The following is a 17476-nucleotide window of genomic DNA, read 5'->3' as shown; positions in this document are numbered from 1 at the left end:
AAGTATGAATAGTGACGGTGGTCGCTGTCATGATAATGCTCGATGCGAGAGTATGTGGGCAAGGTTCAAAACGGAGCTTCTCTACGATAGATATGATACCAAATCTATGACTGTCAAAGAGTTAAAAACAGTTATCTGGAGGTACTTCATGTCCTATTGGAACAACCGAAGGATCTGCTCTGCTAACGGAGGACTCCCTCCTGCAGCTAAACGCAGGAAATACTATGATTCACAGCCCGTTGCGGCATAGTGATAAATTTTCCCAAAGAAATCTGCCAACCAATATTGACAATTTCATATTATAGTCGTTATAAAACAAACTAACTTTATTTGTTAAGCCCCAGTAACTAAGTGTCTCATTGGCATACTGGAAGGCGCGCTTTACAAATGCAGGTCTTGTTGTCTTGCCACCGTAGATAGCAGACCAACCGGAACTTGTTGCATGTAAGTACTCATTCACAACATCCCAGCAATATACAACACTTCCGTATTTGCTACTGTAAACATGATTCATAACAGATTTGATATAGTACTCCATTCTCTGATACATTTGGTTCTGGCTTACATATCCATAATTCTTTGAATATCCTACACGGAAGAACCAATCAGGAGTTTGACTGTGCCATATTAATGTATGTGCCCGAACGCCAAGTCCATTGTTATAACAAATTTGTAATACCTTATCAATTGTGCTAAAATTAAGTTTTGGAAGATAAGAATCCTGGCAATTAGATGGCACGTAATATCCCTGATTTTTTGCCTCTGATTGAGACATAAGATTTGGAGAATATCCAAGAATAGCATCTGGTTTCATCTCATTTTCCAATGTAATACTGTTGTACTGTGTCTTAATGTGATTTAAAGTTGATGAGTTCTGCAACTGAGCTAATGTGACGCAATTACCGCATCTTCCCAGTGCTTTTCCATAAGTTGATAATAATGTATCTGATGCTGCTTTGCTCTCTGGAGCTGTAATTGCGAGCATCGAAAATACCATTATTACACTCATTATCACACCCATAATACGCATGCTTAACGCATGTTTTTTCATTTGACAAAATACCTCCTTTTTATATGTTTTGCCCAATACTTACTTTTTTATAATAGAGTTTTTTGTCAAATTTAACAATGATTAATCTCGCTAGAGTTTTGATATATTCAGCATGGCATTTGACAGATTCTGATTTGTCATGAAATGATCAGCTCCTTCATTTCCTGCTCTACTGCGATTGGATTTTGTGTGTTTAACATTCTATGGTAATACTGTGTGGAAATATTTCTCTGTAGTGCATCCAAGACAGTATCTCAGATTGTGGACTCACTGAGTCCACAATCTGAGGATTCTTGTCTATCTTTCATAATCCCATTCTCCTACTAAAGTATACTCTTTGCTACACTACGACTCTTATCTACCAATGACATGTCAATCTGAGTTTTTATCATATCATTATAGTCCTTTCACTTCTAATCCCACAAAAAAATAGCCCGCCTAAAAGACGGACTATTTTAATAATATTTTTGATATTTTATTTCCAAAACCCTCTTACAGCTTCTGCCAAATCATCTAGATGATCATCAAAGCAGTGATTTGCTCCTCCTATTCCAACTAACTTAGCATTCTTGTAAAGTCTTTCGGCCTCCTCACCAAAAGAATACGGTATTATTTCATCATCCATTCCGTGAACTATATACACCGGTCCATCATATCTAGCTATCTCGTCCTCCACATGAATTGTCTGAGCTACGCGAACATAATCACCTGATATCTCCCAATCATCAGCTATTATCTTCTCTGGGATGTGCCTTGGGTCAATCTGGATTCCCAACAAATTTCCCTGTCTAGTTCCCTCCGGGATATTCCAAGCCGGAGATAATGGAATAATCCCTGCAAAGTAGTCAGGGCACATTCCACCTACTAACATCGTCAGAAGTCCTCCCTGAGAATGCCCACTTAGGTATAATTCAGTGGCAAACTCGAGAGATCCGGCGTACTTTACAGCAGCCAGAGCATTGGTAACCCACTTATATAAAGTGTGGTTATAAAACTCTCCATCACTTTCTCCGTGTCCGTACATTTCCACACGAAGAACAGCGATTCCCACATCATTCATTGCCTTTTGAACTGTGACAATATGATCTTCCTCCATATGTCCGGTAAATCCATGAATCAACACGCAAAGCGGACATTGTTCCACTCCTTCCGGCATATCTAGTTTTGCATGCAGCCTGGTTCCATCACTATCAATAAAGAATTCTTTCATACTACTTCACCTCATCCTTTATTATTAATTATATAAACTCGAAGTCTCTGATTCCCACATTTCCATTACCTCTATATGTGAGATATAATGCCGCTACTCCATCCGGAATATTAACATCCGTTTCATATGACTCCCAAATATCTGTGTATTTTAGTTTCACCTTTCCGAGCACTTCTCCATCCCATGACGTCCTAATCTCGATTTCACCATCTCCATATCCTCTGGCAGAAATCTTCATTTTCTTCACACCCGAATACTCAAAATACTTGAATCCAACAGCAGATCCATCAGTTACATTGGCAACAAAACTGAGTTCTCTATCTCCGTCTCCACCATCTTGCATGACCTTTGGAGCCTTTCCATCACTGACATATTTATCCATTCCAGGTGCCATGAGATTGCAGGCAATATAGGCAGGATAAATCCCCCTAGCTTCCAGTGGACCTCCGTTGAGACCACATGAAGTAATCTCGACCTGCGGAATATTTCCATCTGCATCAAAGCTAATCTTCTCGGCACAGCCCTGCCTGCTGTACCAAGTATCGTTGGTATGTCTGTGGTAGAAGATATACCAATCCTCTCCTATCTGAACTATGCTTCCATGGTTATTGGCCCCCGCTGCACCAGGCATATCTGCCGGCTTGTAAGTATCTATATGAAGATCCGTATTACTTACAATCACGCCTCCGTAGGAAAATGGTCCGAGAGGTGAATCACTCACAGCATAGCAAAGCTCATGCATAACACATGATGAATATACAAAGTAATACTTATCTCCACACTTTCTAATAGATGATGCCTCGAAGAAAGTATGATCCACAAAGTCTCTTATATCATCACACATACATCCTGGAGCAACCAACCTAGGTTCCTCTATGATTGTAAGCATATCTGGTCCAAGTACTGATGCCATAGCACCGGTTCTCGATTTATCTCCGGGGCCACAAAAGCCACTATAGAGATATGTCTTATCCCCTTCTGTGAGCACTGCAGGATCAAACTGAGGTTCATCTCCCTCTCTATCACCAAGCTTTGTTCCATCTTCATAGCGAACATATCCATAGAATTTATATTCACCTGCAGGTGTGTCACATACTGCAACAGATATAACTGAGAGATGATCTAATACATAATATAAGTAATATCTTCCATCCGGTCCAACAGTCACATCAGGAGCATATAAGCACATTGACCCATCTTTATTTGCAGGATCCTCTTCTTTTCTATAAATCACTCCCTCATAACGCCAATTTCCAAGATCATTTATAGGTGCTGAATAACATATATAATCACCCATGCAGAACACTGCACCATTATAATAATCATGGGAGCCGTAGACATAAACCCTATCATTAAATACATATGGTTCCCCGTCTGGGATGTATTCATAATGAAGAAGATACGGATTTACTGCTTGTTTAATTCCCTTTTTAGCAGATATTTTTATGATTATTTCATCAACATTATTTTCAATTTCACAAGCAAGTTCCGCATTAGTAACCCACTGAAGTTCATCGCTATCTGTTGTAATTCTTGCTTCAAATTTATCAGATATTTCTCTCGATATACCATTTATTTCTAGGAATATTTTACAAGATTTCCCCGTATTATCTTCTCCATCGAGGATAAATCTTGCGTCCAAATTTCTTATATTTCCATGTTCAACTTTTTCTACTATTGTAGTTTCATTTTTTATTTTTCCTTTAAAATATTCCGTTGAACTCTCACCACTAACACTTATCAATTCCACATCTTCGCTGTGTCCCTTTAGACTTGTCTTTTTTAATACATTAAGATTAAGGCAGACTATTTTCTCAAAACTTATGCCCGCTGATGGCTTTTCAAACATAATTTCCCTCCAGTTTTTAAACACGGATTTGCCCAGGCTCTCGCAAGGACAAATCCGTGAATTTATCAGTGATTAAATATTCTCTTTGCAAAGTTGTAAAGACTTGCTCTCCAAACTTCCCAGCCGTGAGCTCCTGTAGACTCTTTACCACTTGTTGTAAATCCACCTGTCTCATAGTAAACATGAGGGGTTCCATTCTCTACAAAGTGCTCATGATAGGTACGTGGCCAATCACCTACTATCTCATCGCCAATACCCTTAGTTATAAATACAAGTGTATTATTCTTGTACTGATCTGACAATGCGAATGATTCCTTAGTAAACAATCCACCCTCATTGGTGTAAGGAAGCAAACCAGGAGCTGGCTCAAATGCTCCGATATATGCAACCTGATCTAACATCTTTAATCCAATATTAAGAGCTTCTCTACCACCCATAGAGTAACCAGCAATTGCTGTATTATTTCTATCTGTGAGTGTTGAATAATGTGAATTGATATATGGAATCAAATCAGTCTTAAACTCATAGTAGAAGTTGTCATAATCAGAATATCCATTGCTCTCTCCATTGAGATGTGTAATAATTCTAGGAATTACTACGATCATATCCTTGGCCTGACCCTTAACAATAAGGTTCAAAAGGATAAATGGAATCTTACCTGACAACCAGCTGTTCTCATCATTGTTTCCACCGTGGAAAAGATATAGAACAGGATACTTCTTATCTGTTGAGTAGTTTCTTGGTAAGTAGATATTGCAAGGCTTTTCCTCACCACTAACTGTGGCAGTATAAGTAATAGACTGGAATGTCAATTGCTCATAATCAGGATCATCCAATTCTACTCCCTCAGGTGTTTTGATATAGCTATCAAAATTCTTCATTCCATTAGGGTCGTTGGAATTGTTAAATCCGCCATAATCTTTCTCATCTTGTTCCTGAGAAATATTCCAAGATGGTTCTACTGTAGGCGCCACTGTAGGTTCTACTGTAGGTGCCACTGTAGGCTCTGCTGATGGAGCTACGCTTGGTGCTTCTGTTGTTGCCGCGCTAGCTACTGGCTTTGCTGTCTCAACATTAGTAGCTGGCTTAGTATTATCTGCTGCCTTCTTAGCTGCTGAGATAACTACTTTTACAGTTCCAAGCTTTCTGGTCTTTTTCTTGAGTTTCTCTGAAACTTTTACTTTTGCTGTTCCGGCTTTCTTTGCTGTAACAACACCTTTCTTGCTAACTTTTACTTTCTTATTGTTAGCTTTGAAAATATACTTTGCTTTCTTATTCTTATTCTTGATCTTAATTGTAACTTTCTTTCCAACCTTCACTGAATAAGATTTTTTTGCAAGACTCGCTTTCTTTGCTGCGTCTGCTTGTGTACTTCCGACTCCTGAAAGTACCATCGTTGCTCCCAATGTAAGAGCAATCAAACTTTTTGCTTTTTGGTTCATTTCCAATCCTCCAATCATATTTCATTTAGTGTTATTATTGAACGGGAAAACATCCTTTCCCGTTGCTTGCAAAAAAAATGAGACTACTCCCCTAACGATATAGTCCCAAATAAATAATTCATCTTTATTTTAATATTTTTTTCACTTTATGTCAAGACAATGCCAAGAAAAACATTGAGCATATCCAATGGTTGTGCTATAATTGGTGTGTAGTTTTTCAAATCACAAAAAAAGGAGATCCAATTATGGAATTAATACAAAGTTTTTCTGTAGATCATACACTTATCGTACCCGGTATATTCACAAGCAGAATTGATTATCTCGGTGATTATACTGTTACCACTTATGACATTAGACTAAAGAGGCCCAACAGAGAGCCGGTTATCGATGTCGCTGCAATGCATACACTGGAGCATATAATTGCGACTTACCTGCGCAACGAACCAGATTGGAAGGACGAAGTTGTATACTGGGGACCTATGGGATGTCTTACAGGTTTTTACCTAATACTCAAGGGAAATCGCGAACCACGCGAACTTCATCAACTATTATTGAATGCATTCAAGTCTGTTGAAGATGCCACCGAAGTTCCTGGATCCAATCCGGAAAACTGTGGACACTACCTCATGCACAATCTTGAAATGGCCAAGTGGTATGCTCGTGAATTTGCCGCATACCTTGAAGAAAATGAAAAAAATGCCGCCATCTACGAGTATCCCAAGACAGAACGCCTTGTGACAGATGATGGACAGCATTTCTATGATTCATAATTTAGGAACATTTTTCTTTTTTATGTGAGGCCTTATACGGGTTCTATACAGTTCTATTACATATGATCTAAAGGCTACCAATGCAGTTCCCGCACCTACAATATAGGACAGTTTGTTATCAAATCTAAAGCCCTCCGGAGCAAGGAGGATATAAGTCGCACTTACTGCGGTCATAAATGTTGCGGGAATAGCTGTGATAAGTGAACCATAGCGATACTTGCCTTTTTTGAGCAAGTACGCTGAGGCCATCCACAGTGCTAACATCGCCAGGGTCTGATTACTCCATGAAAAATATCTCCAGATTATCTGAAATCCATCTTTATAGGAGATGGCATACCATGTGAGAAAACCACCAATTGCCAGCAATGGAATAGTAATGAGTAGTCGATTCTTTATATACTTTTGTTCTAATTTGAATGCCTCGCCCAGGATAAGTCTTGCACTTCTAAATGCAGTATCACCTGATGTAATCGGACAGATTACAACGCCGGCAATAGCGAGAAATCCCCCGTATGACCCAAGAACCTCATGGGAAATATCATATACAACATTCGATGCACCACTTTTTAATGCATCATTCAAAAGCTGTGTTGTTCCGTAAAACGACACGCCAGCAGCAGCCCATACAAGAGCTATTACCGCCTCGCAGATCATGGCTCCATAGAATATACTCCTACCCTCTTTTTCTGATTTTATGCACTTTGCAATCACGGGAGACTGCGTAGCATGAAATCCCGAGATTGCACCGCATGCAACTGTGATAAACATATATGGCCACATAGGCGTATTCTCAGGGTGTAAGTCCTTTATTACCAATTCAGGAATGGTATATTTCCCGCCTGAGAGAAGAATTCCTCCCATGACCGCTACAGCCATGACTATGAGCAGAATTCCAAAAACAGGATATATCCTTCCTATCAACTTATCAATAGGCACGAGCGTCGCCACGAGATAATAAATCAATATTACAACGGCCCAAAATGTTCCATTCATCCACGACGGTGTAAGTTTATCTAATAACTCCGCTGGACTTGTGACAAATACCGTTCCACACAGCACAAGCAAGACAACAGAAAATACTCGAATTACTCTTTCTTCAATTTTTCCGAGATATTTTCCTGACATCTCAGCAATAGATGCACCTTTGTGTCTGGAACTAATCATACCATCCATATAATCATGAACAGCACCACCTAGTATCGAACCAAAAACAATCCACAAAAAAACTACCGGTCCGAATACTGCTCCCATCAATGCACCAAATATCGGCCCTGTACCGGCAATATTCAAAAGCTGAATCAGAAACGACTTCCACCTAGGCATAGGCACACAATCAACACCGTCATTTATGGCAATAGCTGGCGTCTGCCTGTCATCCGGACAAAATATCCTCTCTGCCACACGACTGTATAGCAAATAACCTATTACTAAAGTCCCAAAAGCAATAACCAATGAAATCATACTTCCATTCTCCTTTTACATACTTTTGCTGGATAAATTTATTCAGCTCCAATTATCTATAGGATAAAATCATCAAGATTTCTTCTCTCATATACCTCTAAAGCACCACCGCGAGTAGCATTATATATATTAACTCCTCTCTTCATGGCATGTTCTTTGAGAAGTGTATATGCATTGAGAGATCCGTCGAGGAAATATTTTTCATAATCATCTCCCTCGATTCCAAGCTTTCTCATCCTGGCGATAATCTTTTTGGCATCCTTTGCCTTGAGATTATCATCTGTATAATCCTTAATAAAGTGTGTATTTCCGCTAAATGTGGATGTACAATCACATCCAACAAGGTATATTTCCTTAAAGCCCATATATACAGCCATCTCAATCATAAGTGACATAACCGTAGATCCCGATGGAATATAATATGCAAGTGGGCTTGAATGAACTCTATACTTCGCCTTGGCGATATTATATAATATCACAGGATTTTTAGGTTTCTGACGAAAAATATTATAAGTCGTTATATTGGTGAAAAGAGGAATATCACCGATAGCCTCATCAATTTCCTCACTTCGGTACTTCGCACATATTCTATCAATCATAAAATAGTAATCAGGACGCCACTTTGTCTGATCAAAAACTTTAGTAACCAAATTACATCCAAATGTAATTTCACCTTTTTCTTGCAAGCCCTCAAGATCGGATATCTTCAGGCTCGGACCATTTCCAATCAAGAAACATCTCTCGCCCTTGTGCTTATTCTTATATGAGCGAAGAAGCTTGCTATTGTCCGTAACGCACAAACCCATGCGTCTAAATAGTCCGCTCAACTTGATATAGTTGTCTCTAGCCGCCTTTCTGAGAACATTTTTGCAATGAATTGTTCCCTTGTACATGCTATAAAGCGGTCCACAATCCAGACTTATAGTCTTCTCCACAACTCGCTTTGCTGCATTGGCATCGTCAAGATAATTGAATTTTTCTGTAAATGCCTTGTATTTATCGTCATACTTAAAGTTCTCAAACTGATCTCTAATAGCATCCAACAAATCCTTCTGAGTCTTGACAATAGGGCCCGGAAGCTCATCAATATCAAAGTAAAAGTCCCTGACTTCACCCTGATACTCATCCAGGTCATACATATAAAATACCATCGGTCTCTTCAAGTTTCCATAGTCAAACATCGTAGAAGAATAATCAGTAATCATCATATCACTTATAATATACAAATCATTGACATCATCTACCTGAGTCACATCGATAACATTAGTCACGTCGCTTGCCACGTCCTTGAAGCCGATTTGATGATGGGCTCTAAAGAGGAGAATATAATCATCTCCCAATTCCTTCATGAGTTTTCCGAAGTCTAGCTCAGTATTGTACTGGAAACCATCGCCCTTCTTGAACTGATTATCTCTCCAAGTCGGAGTATACAAAATCAGTTTTTTGCCCTCTGGAATGCCGATTTCCTCCTTGATTCGAGCTACATCTTCGTCTGTAAACTTGAAGAGGGCATCATTTCTTGGATAACCTGTTTCTATGATGATATCTTCTTTACCCGACTTATCAAGTCTAAAACATGATATCATCTTCTCTGAGTAGAATCTTGATGGAGATACGAGGTAGTCCATCTTGCGTCCCTTGACATAATACTTCTTGTGCATCTCAGCCAAAGTCTGTCTTGGATCCACCTCATACTCAATGTCATTTCCAAGTTTCTTAAGAGGTGTACCATGCCACGTCTCCACATATACCTGACGTGGACGTGGAATCAAGTAATTCGGAAGGGCCACATTGTTAAACCAATACTTCGCCTTGGCATAGAGAATATATGCAGCTCTTGAATCCTTCTTAACAACTCTTGTATTTCTTCTGACCTTTAGATCTCTATGTGCCTCAACATCTGTCACAATCCAAACATATCTAAACTCCTTGTACTCCTCGGCTGTCATCATATATTCATAGATTGCTCGGAGATTTCCTCCACATCTCTTTCCACTAAATGCCTCAAAAACCACAAGGTGTTCGTTGAGAATTGGATGAGTAATACACTCCTTCCAAAACTTTGCTCTCTTCTTTAAAAATCTCTTGTTCTTCTTTGAAATCAAAGCACACATAATAATCCTCCAAAAATCAATAGGTTATTCTTTCGCAAGGAAATCCCACTGTGCTGTGGGATTTCTGAATATTTTACTTGAATTTTATTTGTCGAAGTGCATCCACTCCATAATCGTCTTTCCAAAATTAGTCTGACTATCTAATTCAAATGCTCTCTTCATGTCATCAATTGTTCTCACCTTGACAACAGCTCCAACAATATTTTTTAGATAATCCACTAGTTCCGGATGACTCTTGTAAAGCTCAATAGTCTTCATAAAATCAGCTCTACCACTTCTAGAACTTCCGAAAACCCTCAGGCCTTTTTCCAAAATCATTCTCGTATTAATAGCTACCGGATTCTCTGAAACACCGAGTATAGATATAGTTCCCTCAGGATTAATATAATCTATAATTTGGTTAATTGCCTTTGGCGCGCCCTCGCCTCCAACGCACTCAAAACCATGGTCAATCTTCAAACTTTCAGGAATCTTATTAACTAAAAATGTATCATCTGCAAATGAAAAATCAGATAATTTATCTCTATTTAATCCAAATACATAGAGCTTTGTATCAGGAAACATTACATGGAAAAATAGTGCCGTAATAAATCCCAGATTTCCATCTCCCCAGATTCCCACTGCATCTCGTCTCTCGTGGGCAATCTTATCAAACCTAGACAGGGCATGAACGCTGACTGATACTATCTCTGTAAATGCAGCCACATGTCTGTCAATATCAGGTGGAAGTCTGAGGATTCTATCTCTTCGAATCTCCACAACATCCTGCATGAACCCATCAAATCCACTGGCTCTAAACTTGGAAGTTCTCCTGTAATTCTCCCCTATTATCTGTCCATCTTCGTTTAATTCCTCGGGTGTGTTGGGGATCATCACAACCAATTCTCCCGGTTTAAACTCTCCCTTCGAATCGTGCAACACTTCACCTATTCCCTCGTGAATAAGGGCCATCGGTAACTTTTCCTTTAATACTTCTTCTCCTCTCGTCCCTTGATAATACCTCTGATCGGCATTACAAATAGACAAGTACGTCGGTCTTACTATCACATTTTCATTTCTCAAATCAATATCTGAGAATTCAATCTCAATTCGTCTCGGTGCCACAAGACGATATACCGCGTTTAACATCTTATTCCTCCGTCTCGTTCTCTACTTTCTCTTTGATCAAGCTCTCTGCTACTCTAAGATCATACGGATAGGTGATTTTGATATTAAATACTTCACCATCCACAATATGAACTTTTTCGCCCTTCATAACGTAGATTTTGGCCGCATCGGTGAGAATCTCCTTCTCCTCTGGGCTCAATCCCTCATATAACTCTCTCAATCTCAGTGCCTTAAATGTTTGCGGTGTTTGTCCCTGATACATCTTCTTTCTTTCCGGAATATCGCTAATTGTCAAGTTGTCATCACTACAAACTATAGTATCTGTAGCTGCCACGGCTGTATCGCATGCGCCATACTTCTTGGCATACTCGATATTCTCCTGCAATATTCTCTGTGTGACAAATGGTCTGACAGAATCATGAGTTACGATAATAGTATCCTCATCTAACTTACCTTCGCCGTCAATGTAAGCTATCGCATTCATGATTGTCTCATTTCTCGTATCTCCACCCTGAAGAACGACCACTCTCTCCTCGTCCTTGATATACTTCTTCACAAGATTCTTAGTATGGCTGATCCACTCTGCCGGACAGAGCACTAAAACCTTCTCAAACTCGCTCTGCATATAAAATTTCTCCAAAGTGTGAATCAGTATAGGCTTGTCTCCAACGAGCAAATACTGCTTAGGCTTTCCTACATTACCCATACGACTACCTACGCCACCTGCTAAAACTACTCCGTATATCATTTGAAATATTCCTCCTTAATACCGGGTTCTATAATCCAGAAAAATATTCTCTGAACCCACATATGATTTCTTCTGCCTTTTCTCTATTATCTCCCTCAACAAGATAATAAATCTTGATCTTCGGCTCCGTGCCGGATGGCCTGATGATAATGCTTATATTGCCCTCCAACTGGAATTCCAGAACGTTGGACTTAGGAAGATCTTCAACTCCCTGACTGTAGTCCTTGGTTCCAACAACCTTTACTCCTGCTATATTCTCCGGAGTATTTTCTCTAAAATCATTCATTATCTTCTTCATTTTCATGACACCCTCGGCGCCAGGAAATGTGATGGATTGCAAATCTTCTTTAAAATAGCCATATCTATTATACAACTCATCTAGGACTTCTAGCAAGTTTTTTCCGATTTTCTTGTAATGTGCAAACATCTCACATATGAGAAGTGCCCCATTCACCGCATCTTTGTCCCTTACATGTGGTCCAGACAAGTAGCCATAACTCTCCTCAAAACCAAATACATATCTGTCAACTTGATTCTTCTCTTCCAGGAATCCGATCTGCTCTCCTATAAACTTAAATCCGGTCAATACCCTTCTAACCTCTGCACCGTACTCCGCTGCAACTTTATCAATCATTCGAGTGGATACGATGGTGGTAATTACTACAGGGTTATCCGGGAGCGAACCATTTTCCCTTCTTATACTACAAATGTAGTTAAAAAGAAGGATTCCCATCTGGTTACCATTTATTAATTCATAGTTTCCCTCTCCGTCCCTGACAGCAATTCCAATTCTGTCAGCATCCGGATCAGTGGCAAGAAGCATATCGCTTCCCACTTCTTCTGCCTTCCTAAGTCCAACTTCCAACGCCTCGCGAATCTCCGGATTCGGATATGGACAAGTCGGAAAATCACCATCCGGCATCTCCTGCTCCGGTGGGATAACTATGTTGGTATATCCATTCTCACGAAGACATCTGGTAACCGGCATTCGACCAGTGCCATTAAGTGGAGTATATACAATTGAGACAGCTTTGTCAATATCCTTTGGATTCAATGCCCTCTCGGAAACAGCATCAATATATGCCCCTATGACATCTTCTTCAATATAATTAATTCTCTCAGACTCGATTCCATCGTCAAAATCAATATTTCTCACATCTTCGAACATATCGAGTTTTTCTATCTCAGCCAGAATCTCCTCTGCCGCCTCTAGAGTTATCTGGCAGCCATCACTGCCATATACCTTATAACCATTATACTGCGCCGGATTATGGCTGGCAGTAATAACGATTCCTCCATCACAACCAAGCTTTCTAACTGCAAAGGAAAGCGCCGGAGTCGGCATGAGTTCTCTATAAATATATACTTTAATATTATTTGCCGCAAACACACTTGCCGCCACTCTGGCAAAAATATCAGACTTATTTCTACTGTCATAGGCAATCGCAACCTTCGGAGAAGAAAAATGTTCCGCAAGATAATTGCTATATCCCTGGGTCGCATGAGCAATAGTATAGATATTCAGCCTATTTGATCCCGCTCCAAGCTCTCCTCGCAGACCACCGGTTCCAAATTCTAAGTCTCTATAGAATCTCTCGTTAATCTCTTCCGAATCCCCTTTTATGGATTCAAGTTCTCTCAAAACTTCCTTATCTGTCACATTTTCAAGCCAATAATTATACTTATTCATATAGTTTTCTCCAATACTTAATTGTATCTGTAATTGTTGTTTCCAAATCATATTCCGGCTTCCACCCCGTCATACTACTGATTTTTCCTATGTCCGCCTCTATAACCGGAACATCCACAGGACGAAGCTTGTTCTCATCTACAACAACCTCTACATCCGCTCCGGATAAGCGAATAATGGCATCAAGAATCTCTCGAATACTTATGGCCTTTCCGGAACCAACATTGTAGGTTTCACCGGCCTTCCCCATGCGTCCCAGATACTCATATGCTCTGACAACGTCCCTAACATCGGTAAAATCTCTCTTTGCCTCCAAGTTTCCAACACGCAAAATAGGTTCTCTAAGCCCCTTTTCAATCTCCACAATCTGCTTGCAAAAATCCGATACCACAAACACTTCACTCTGCCCCGGCCCAATATGGTTAAATGCCCTCACAAGAACGATATCCAACCCATAAGCCTTCGCATATATAGTCCCAAGCATATTCTGACATCCCTTGGTTGCCGCATAAATATTCCCGGGACGAAGGACTGTCTTCTCCGCAATCGGGACTTCCCGGACATCAATAGTGCCATATTCCTCACCCGAGCCAATCAATACTGCCTTCCCCTTGTACTCGGTTTCTCTCATGGCATCCAGAACATTTAGCGCGCCCTTGATATTCACATCAACTGTCAACTGCGGATTCTTCCAAGAGAGCGCCACCGAACTCTGAGCAGCGAGATGAAAAATACAGGAAAATGTTCCGCTCTCCAACAAAGCCTTCACTGAAAGATAATCCAGTATATCTAGATCAGCCACCTCAAATCCCTCAGCATCTATCGCCTCATTCTCCATCTTGGTGACAACAACCTCATATTTATCTTCCAAAAGGCGCCTCGTCAGGTACTTTCCAACGAAGCCGGCACCTCCTATTATCAAAGCCTTCATTGTAATCCTGCCTCTTTTCTAGCTAGCTGCAAATCGTGTTCTGCCATGATTGCACAGAGCTCTTCATAACTTGTTTTCTGCGGATTCCATCCAAGCTTAGTCTTGGCTTTTGTAGGATCACCGAGAAGGTTTACTACATCTGTAGGACGGAACCACTGTGGGTTTACGCTTACGAGAAGCTTTCCCGTCTCCTTATCATAACCCTTTTCATCAAGACCCTCACCGCGCCATTCTATCTCCATGCCATCATTTTTGAATGCGAGCTCGGTAAACTCACGAACTGTGTGTTGCACGCCCGTGGCAATCACATAGTCGTCCGGTTCATCCTGCTGCAAAATAAGCCACATACACTCCACATAATCCTTGGCATATCCCCAATCTCTGAGGGAATCCATATTTCCAAGTTCAAGGTGATCCTGGAGCCCGCATGCAATACGTCCTGCTGCCAGAGTAATCTTACGAGTTACAAAGTTATCTCCCCTGCGCTCTGACTCGTGGTTAAACAGGATTCCATTGCAGGCAAACATTCCATACGCCTCGCGATACTGCCGAATCATCCAATATCCATATTGCTTCGCAACAGCATATGGACTATAAGGGTGAAACGGAGTCTTCTCATCCTGAGGACAAGCCTCGACTTTTCCGTAGAGTTCAGATGTAGATGCCTGATATATTCTACATGTTTTGTCAAGTCCGGCAGTATGCACTGCTTCAAGAATTCTAAGAACTCCCAATGCATCCACATCACCTGTATACTCAGCCGCGTCAAATGAAACTTGAACATGACTCTGAGCTGCCAGGTTATATATCTCATCCGGCTTAACATTTAATACAATTCTAATAATGCTTGAAGAGTCGGACAAATCGCCCTCGTGAATAATTAATTTATCCATAATATGATCGATTCTTTCTGTGGTAGAAACCGATGCTCTTCTGATAATTCCATGTACCTCATATCCCTTCTCCAACAAAAGCTCTGCGAGATATGAGCCATCCTGTCCTGTAATTCCCGTAATTAATGCTTTTTTCATAACATCCTCCTAGATATATTCTCGTCTATTACAAATCTTTAGATTCTCCAAAACCTTCTTAATATCTCCTGCGCTGCTCTTCTTGCAGACAAGTAGAGCATCATCTGTATCAACTATTATCACATCATCAAGGCCCACAGCCGCAATTAACTTATCTGAGCCCTCTATGATAGAATTCTTAGTCTCAACAGTGATAACATTGCCGGATACTGCATTTCCATATTCGTTGGTAGGGCGAATTCTTCCCACTGCCAACCAAGAACCAACATCATCCCAGCCAAATGTTCCCGGAATGACAAATATATTATCCGATTTTTCCATAATTCCATAGTCAATGGACTCCGCCTGCATATTTTCAAATTCTTTCTCTAAAACTATTTCCTGTGAATCGGTTCCAATAGCTTCTCCAATATTACTAAGTCCCTTATACATATCCGGCATATAATCTTCAATTTTCTTGAGTATCGTCGATACTTTCCAGACAAACATTCCACTGTTCCACAAGTATGATTCGTCTTGTAAATAGGCTTGGGCTGTAGCTAAATCAGGTTTCTCCACAAATTGCTCAACCCCATATGCTCTTCCAACATTCTCATCCGGGTCAAACTTTATATAGCCATATCCTGTCTCTGGATATGTCGGAGTAATTCCTATTGTCGTGAGATTCTCACCTTGTTCAGCCAGCTCACATGCGTCTTTCAAAACGCTCAAAAACATGGCATTGTACATAATTAGATGATCCGATGGAAGCACAATCATGAGTGCATCATCATACTTTTTCTTGATATGAACCGCTGCCAGACCAACGCATGGTGCCGTATTTCTTCCTACCGGCTCACACAGAATATTTTCCTCCGGAATCTCCGGTAACTGCTGCATTGCCAGTCCTTTGTAATCTCTATTTGTAACTACGTAAATATCCTCTACATCCACAAGCGGCTTAACTCTATTAATTGTATTCTGAATCATCGTAGTTCCGTCATCAGTCAAACTCAAAAACTGTTTGGGCAAGTTCTTCCTACTCTTAGGCCAAAATCTCTCTCCTCGGCCTCCCGCCATTATCAAAACCGTTATCTTCATAGCACCCTCCTTTGCCAGATATCCTACATTTTCGTCAATAACACTTCGGCATTACCCTCGAGATAATACTCTGCAAATCCAGCCGGCAAAAACCAACTGTCTCCCGCCTTAAAACTATACTTCTTTCCCTTATTCTCCAGGACCCCCTCTCCCTCTATTATTAGCAGCGAGTGAAAGCTCATGGGGTCACACCAAAACTTCATCTTTCCATTCTTTATATTCAATCTCATGACAGAAAAATATTCGCACTCAATAAGTTGCCTGATTTCGCCACCGGGAACATTTATAATATTATTTTCATGTACTTGATTTGGAATAATAGGTGATGTGTCGAGCACCCTTAGAGCTTCTTCTCTGTGCAATTCTCTAGCTCTTCCATACATGTCTCTTCGATTGTAATCAAATATCCTAAAAGTTGTATTGGAACTCTGCTGAATCTCCGCCAATACCACTCCTGCGCCAATAGCATGAATTGTTCCTGGCTTTATATAAAAAACATCGCCCGGATGCACTTCTACTTTATTGAGATATCTTACAATCTCTCCCGTCTCTATGGCCTCCCTCAGTTGTTTCTCACCAAGCTGTTGCTTAAATCCGTAGTAAATATATGCTCTTGGCTTCGCACTGATAATATACCACATCTCAGCCTTGCCCTCTTCGCCTGCCTCAGCATTTGCCAATTCATCCGAAGGATGCACCTGAATAGACAAACTGGATTTGGCATCAATAAACTTTATAAGAAGCGGGAAACGGTCATTTCTGGAATAAGAATAACCCACATACTCTGGGAATTCATCGAAAATCTGATTCAATTTTTTGCCCTTAAATATACCATTTCTTACAGTATTAATACCATCGCTTATGGAACACAACTCCCAACTCTCGGCGATGGTATTACCTCTTACTTCTTTACCGTACATTCTCTCCAACTCATGTCCACCCCATATATAATCCTTTAATACTGAGTCTAATTTAAATGGATACATATATGT

General features: G+C 40.3%; 15 protein-coding genes. 2 read left to right on the top strand and 13 right to left on the bottom strand.

What is annotated here, in order from left to right:
- Nucleotides 1-250: integrase core domain-containing protein (locus tag L877_RS13830; RefSeq protein ID WP_156922982.1), on the top strand; the 250-nt coding region annotated here is incomplete at its 5' end.
- Here L877_RS13830 and L877_RS12125 read toward each other — a convergent pair.
- The 4 genes from L877_RS12125 to L877_RS13400 form a co-directional block, all read right to left on the bottom strand.
- The gene (locus L877_RS12125) at nucleotides 230-1051 is read right to left on the bottom strand and encodes an endo-1,4-beta-xylanase (protein WP_051437673.1); all 822 of its coding nucleotides are present in this window, start codon (nucleotides 1049-1051) and stop codon (nucleotides 230-232) included. The genes L877_RS13830 and L877_RS12125 overlap by 21 nt on opposite strands.
- 475 nt (nucleotides 1052-1526) lie before the next feature.
- Nucleotides 1527-2261: an alpha/beta hydrolase family protein gene (locus L877_RS0104215; protein ID WP_026835022.1), complete on the bottom strand. Its 735-nt coding sequence runs from the start codon at nucleotides 2259-2261 to the stop codon at nucleotides 1527-1529.
- Between the two features lie 28 nt (nucleotides 2262-2289).
- Complete coding sequence (locus L877_RS0104210; protein ID WP_034785070.1) at nucleotides 2290-3684, bottom strand: family 43 glycosylhydrolase; 1395 nt, start codon at nucleotides 3682-3684, stop codon at nucleotides 2290-2292.
- A gap of 491 nt (nucleotides 3685-4175) precedes the next feature.
- Nucleotides 4176-5552, bottom strand: a complete 1377-nt coding sequence (locus L877_RS13400) for an alpha/beta hydrolase-fold protein (protein ID WP_051437672.1) — start codon at nucleotides 5550-5552, stop codon at nucleotides 4176-4178.
- Nucleotides 5553-5797: 245 nt separating this feature from the next.
- On the opposite strand from L877_RS13400, the gene L877_RS0104200 reads away from it, so the two are divergent.
- Entirely contained in the window at nucleotides 5798-6322 is a 525-nt protein-coding gene (locus tag L877_RS0104200; protein WP_026835020.1) for an S-ribosylhomocysteine lyase, read from the top strand.
- Here the strand turns inward: L877_RS0104200 and L877_RS12115 are convergent.
- The 9 genes from L877_RS12115 to L877_RS0104155 form a co-directional block, all read right to left on the bottom strand.
- Nucleotides 6317-7783, bottom strand: coding sequence for a carbon starvation CstA family protein (locus tag L877_RS12115; protein ID WP_051437671.1), 1467 nt, complete (start codon nucleotides 7781-7783; stop codon nucleotides 6317-6319). The genes L877_RS0104200 and L877_RS12115 overlap by 6 nt on opposite strands.
- 56 nt (nucleotides 7784-7839) lie before the next feature.
- Nucleotides 7840-9897 carry a CDP-glycerol glycerophosphotransferase family protein gene (locus L877_RS13395; RefSeq protein WP_051437670.1) on the bottom strand — a complete coding sequence of 686 codons (2058 nt, stop codon included), beginning with the start codon at nucleotides 9895-9897 and terminating at the stop codon, nucleotides 7840-7842.
- Nucleotides 9898-9981: 84 nt separating this feature from the next.
- Nucleotides 9982-11025 (bottom strand): zinc-binding dehydrogenase, encoded by a 1044-nt coding sequence (locus tag L877_RS0104185; RefSeq protein ID WP_026835019.1) that lies wholly within the window; start codon nucleotides 11023-11025, stop codon nucleotides 9982-9984.
- A 1-nt stretch (nucleotide 11026) separates the two neighbouring features.
- Nucleotides 11027-11752 carry an IspD/TarI family cytidylyltransferase gene (locus L877_RS0104180; RefSeq protein WP_026835018.1) on the bottom strand — a complete coding sequence of 242 codons (726 nt, stop codon included), beginning with the start codon at nucleotides 11750-11752 and terminating at the stop codon, nucleotides 11027-11029.
- A gap of 28 nt (nucleotides 11753-11780) precedes the next feature.
- Nucleotides 11781-13442 carry a phospho-sugar mutase gene (locus L877_RS0104175; protein WP_026835017.1) on the bottom strand — a complete coding sequence of 554 codons (1662 nt, stop codon included), beginning with the start codon at nucleotides 13440-13442 and terminating at the stop codon, nucleotides 11781-11783.
- Nucleotides 13435-14373: a GDP-mannose 4,6-dehydratase gene (locus L877_RS0104170; RefSeq protein WP_026835016.1), complete on the bottom strand. Its 939-nt coding sequence runs from the start codon at nucleotides 14371-14373 to the stop codon at nucleotides 13435-13437. Before L877_RS0104170 ends, L877_RS0104175 begins: the two co-directional genes overlap by 8 nt.
- Nucleotides 14370-15404 (bottom strand): GDP-mannose 4,6-dehydratase, encoded by a 1035-nt coding sequence (gene gmd / locus L877_RS0104165; protein ID WP_026835015.1) that lies wholly within the window; start codon nucleotides 15402-15404, stop codon nucleotides 14370-14372. Before gmd ends, L877_RS0104170 begins: the two co-directional genes overlap by 4 nt.
- Nucleotides 15405-15413: 9 nt before the next feature.
- Nucleotides 15414-16484, bottom strand: a complete 1071-nt coding sequence (locus L877_RS0104160) for a mannose-1-phosphate guanylyltransferase (protein ID WP_026835014.1) — start codon at nucleotides 16482-16484, stop codon at nucleotides 15414-15416.
- Between the two features lie 23 nt (nucleotides 16485-16507).
- On the bottom strand, nucleotides 16508-17470 hold the full coding sequence (locus tag L877_RS0104155) for a type I phosphomannose isomerase catalytic subunit (RefSeq protein WP_026835013.1): 963 nt from the start codon (nucleotides 17468-17470) through the stop codon (nucleotides 16508-16510).
- Nucleotides 17471-17476: the final 6 nt, after the last annotated feature.

It is taken from the genome of Eubacterium xylanophilum ATCC 35991 (genome assembly GCF_000518685.1).
Taxonomy (GTDB): domain Bacteria; phylum Bacillota; class Clostridia; order Lachnospirales; family Lachnospiraceae; genus Eubacterium_F; species Eubacterium_F xylanophilum.
Note: the sequence above shows the minus strand (reverse complement) of the source record. Positions and strands in the feature narration are given on the sequence as shown.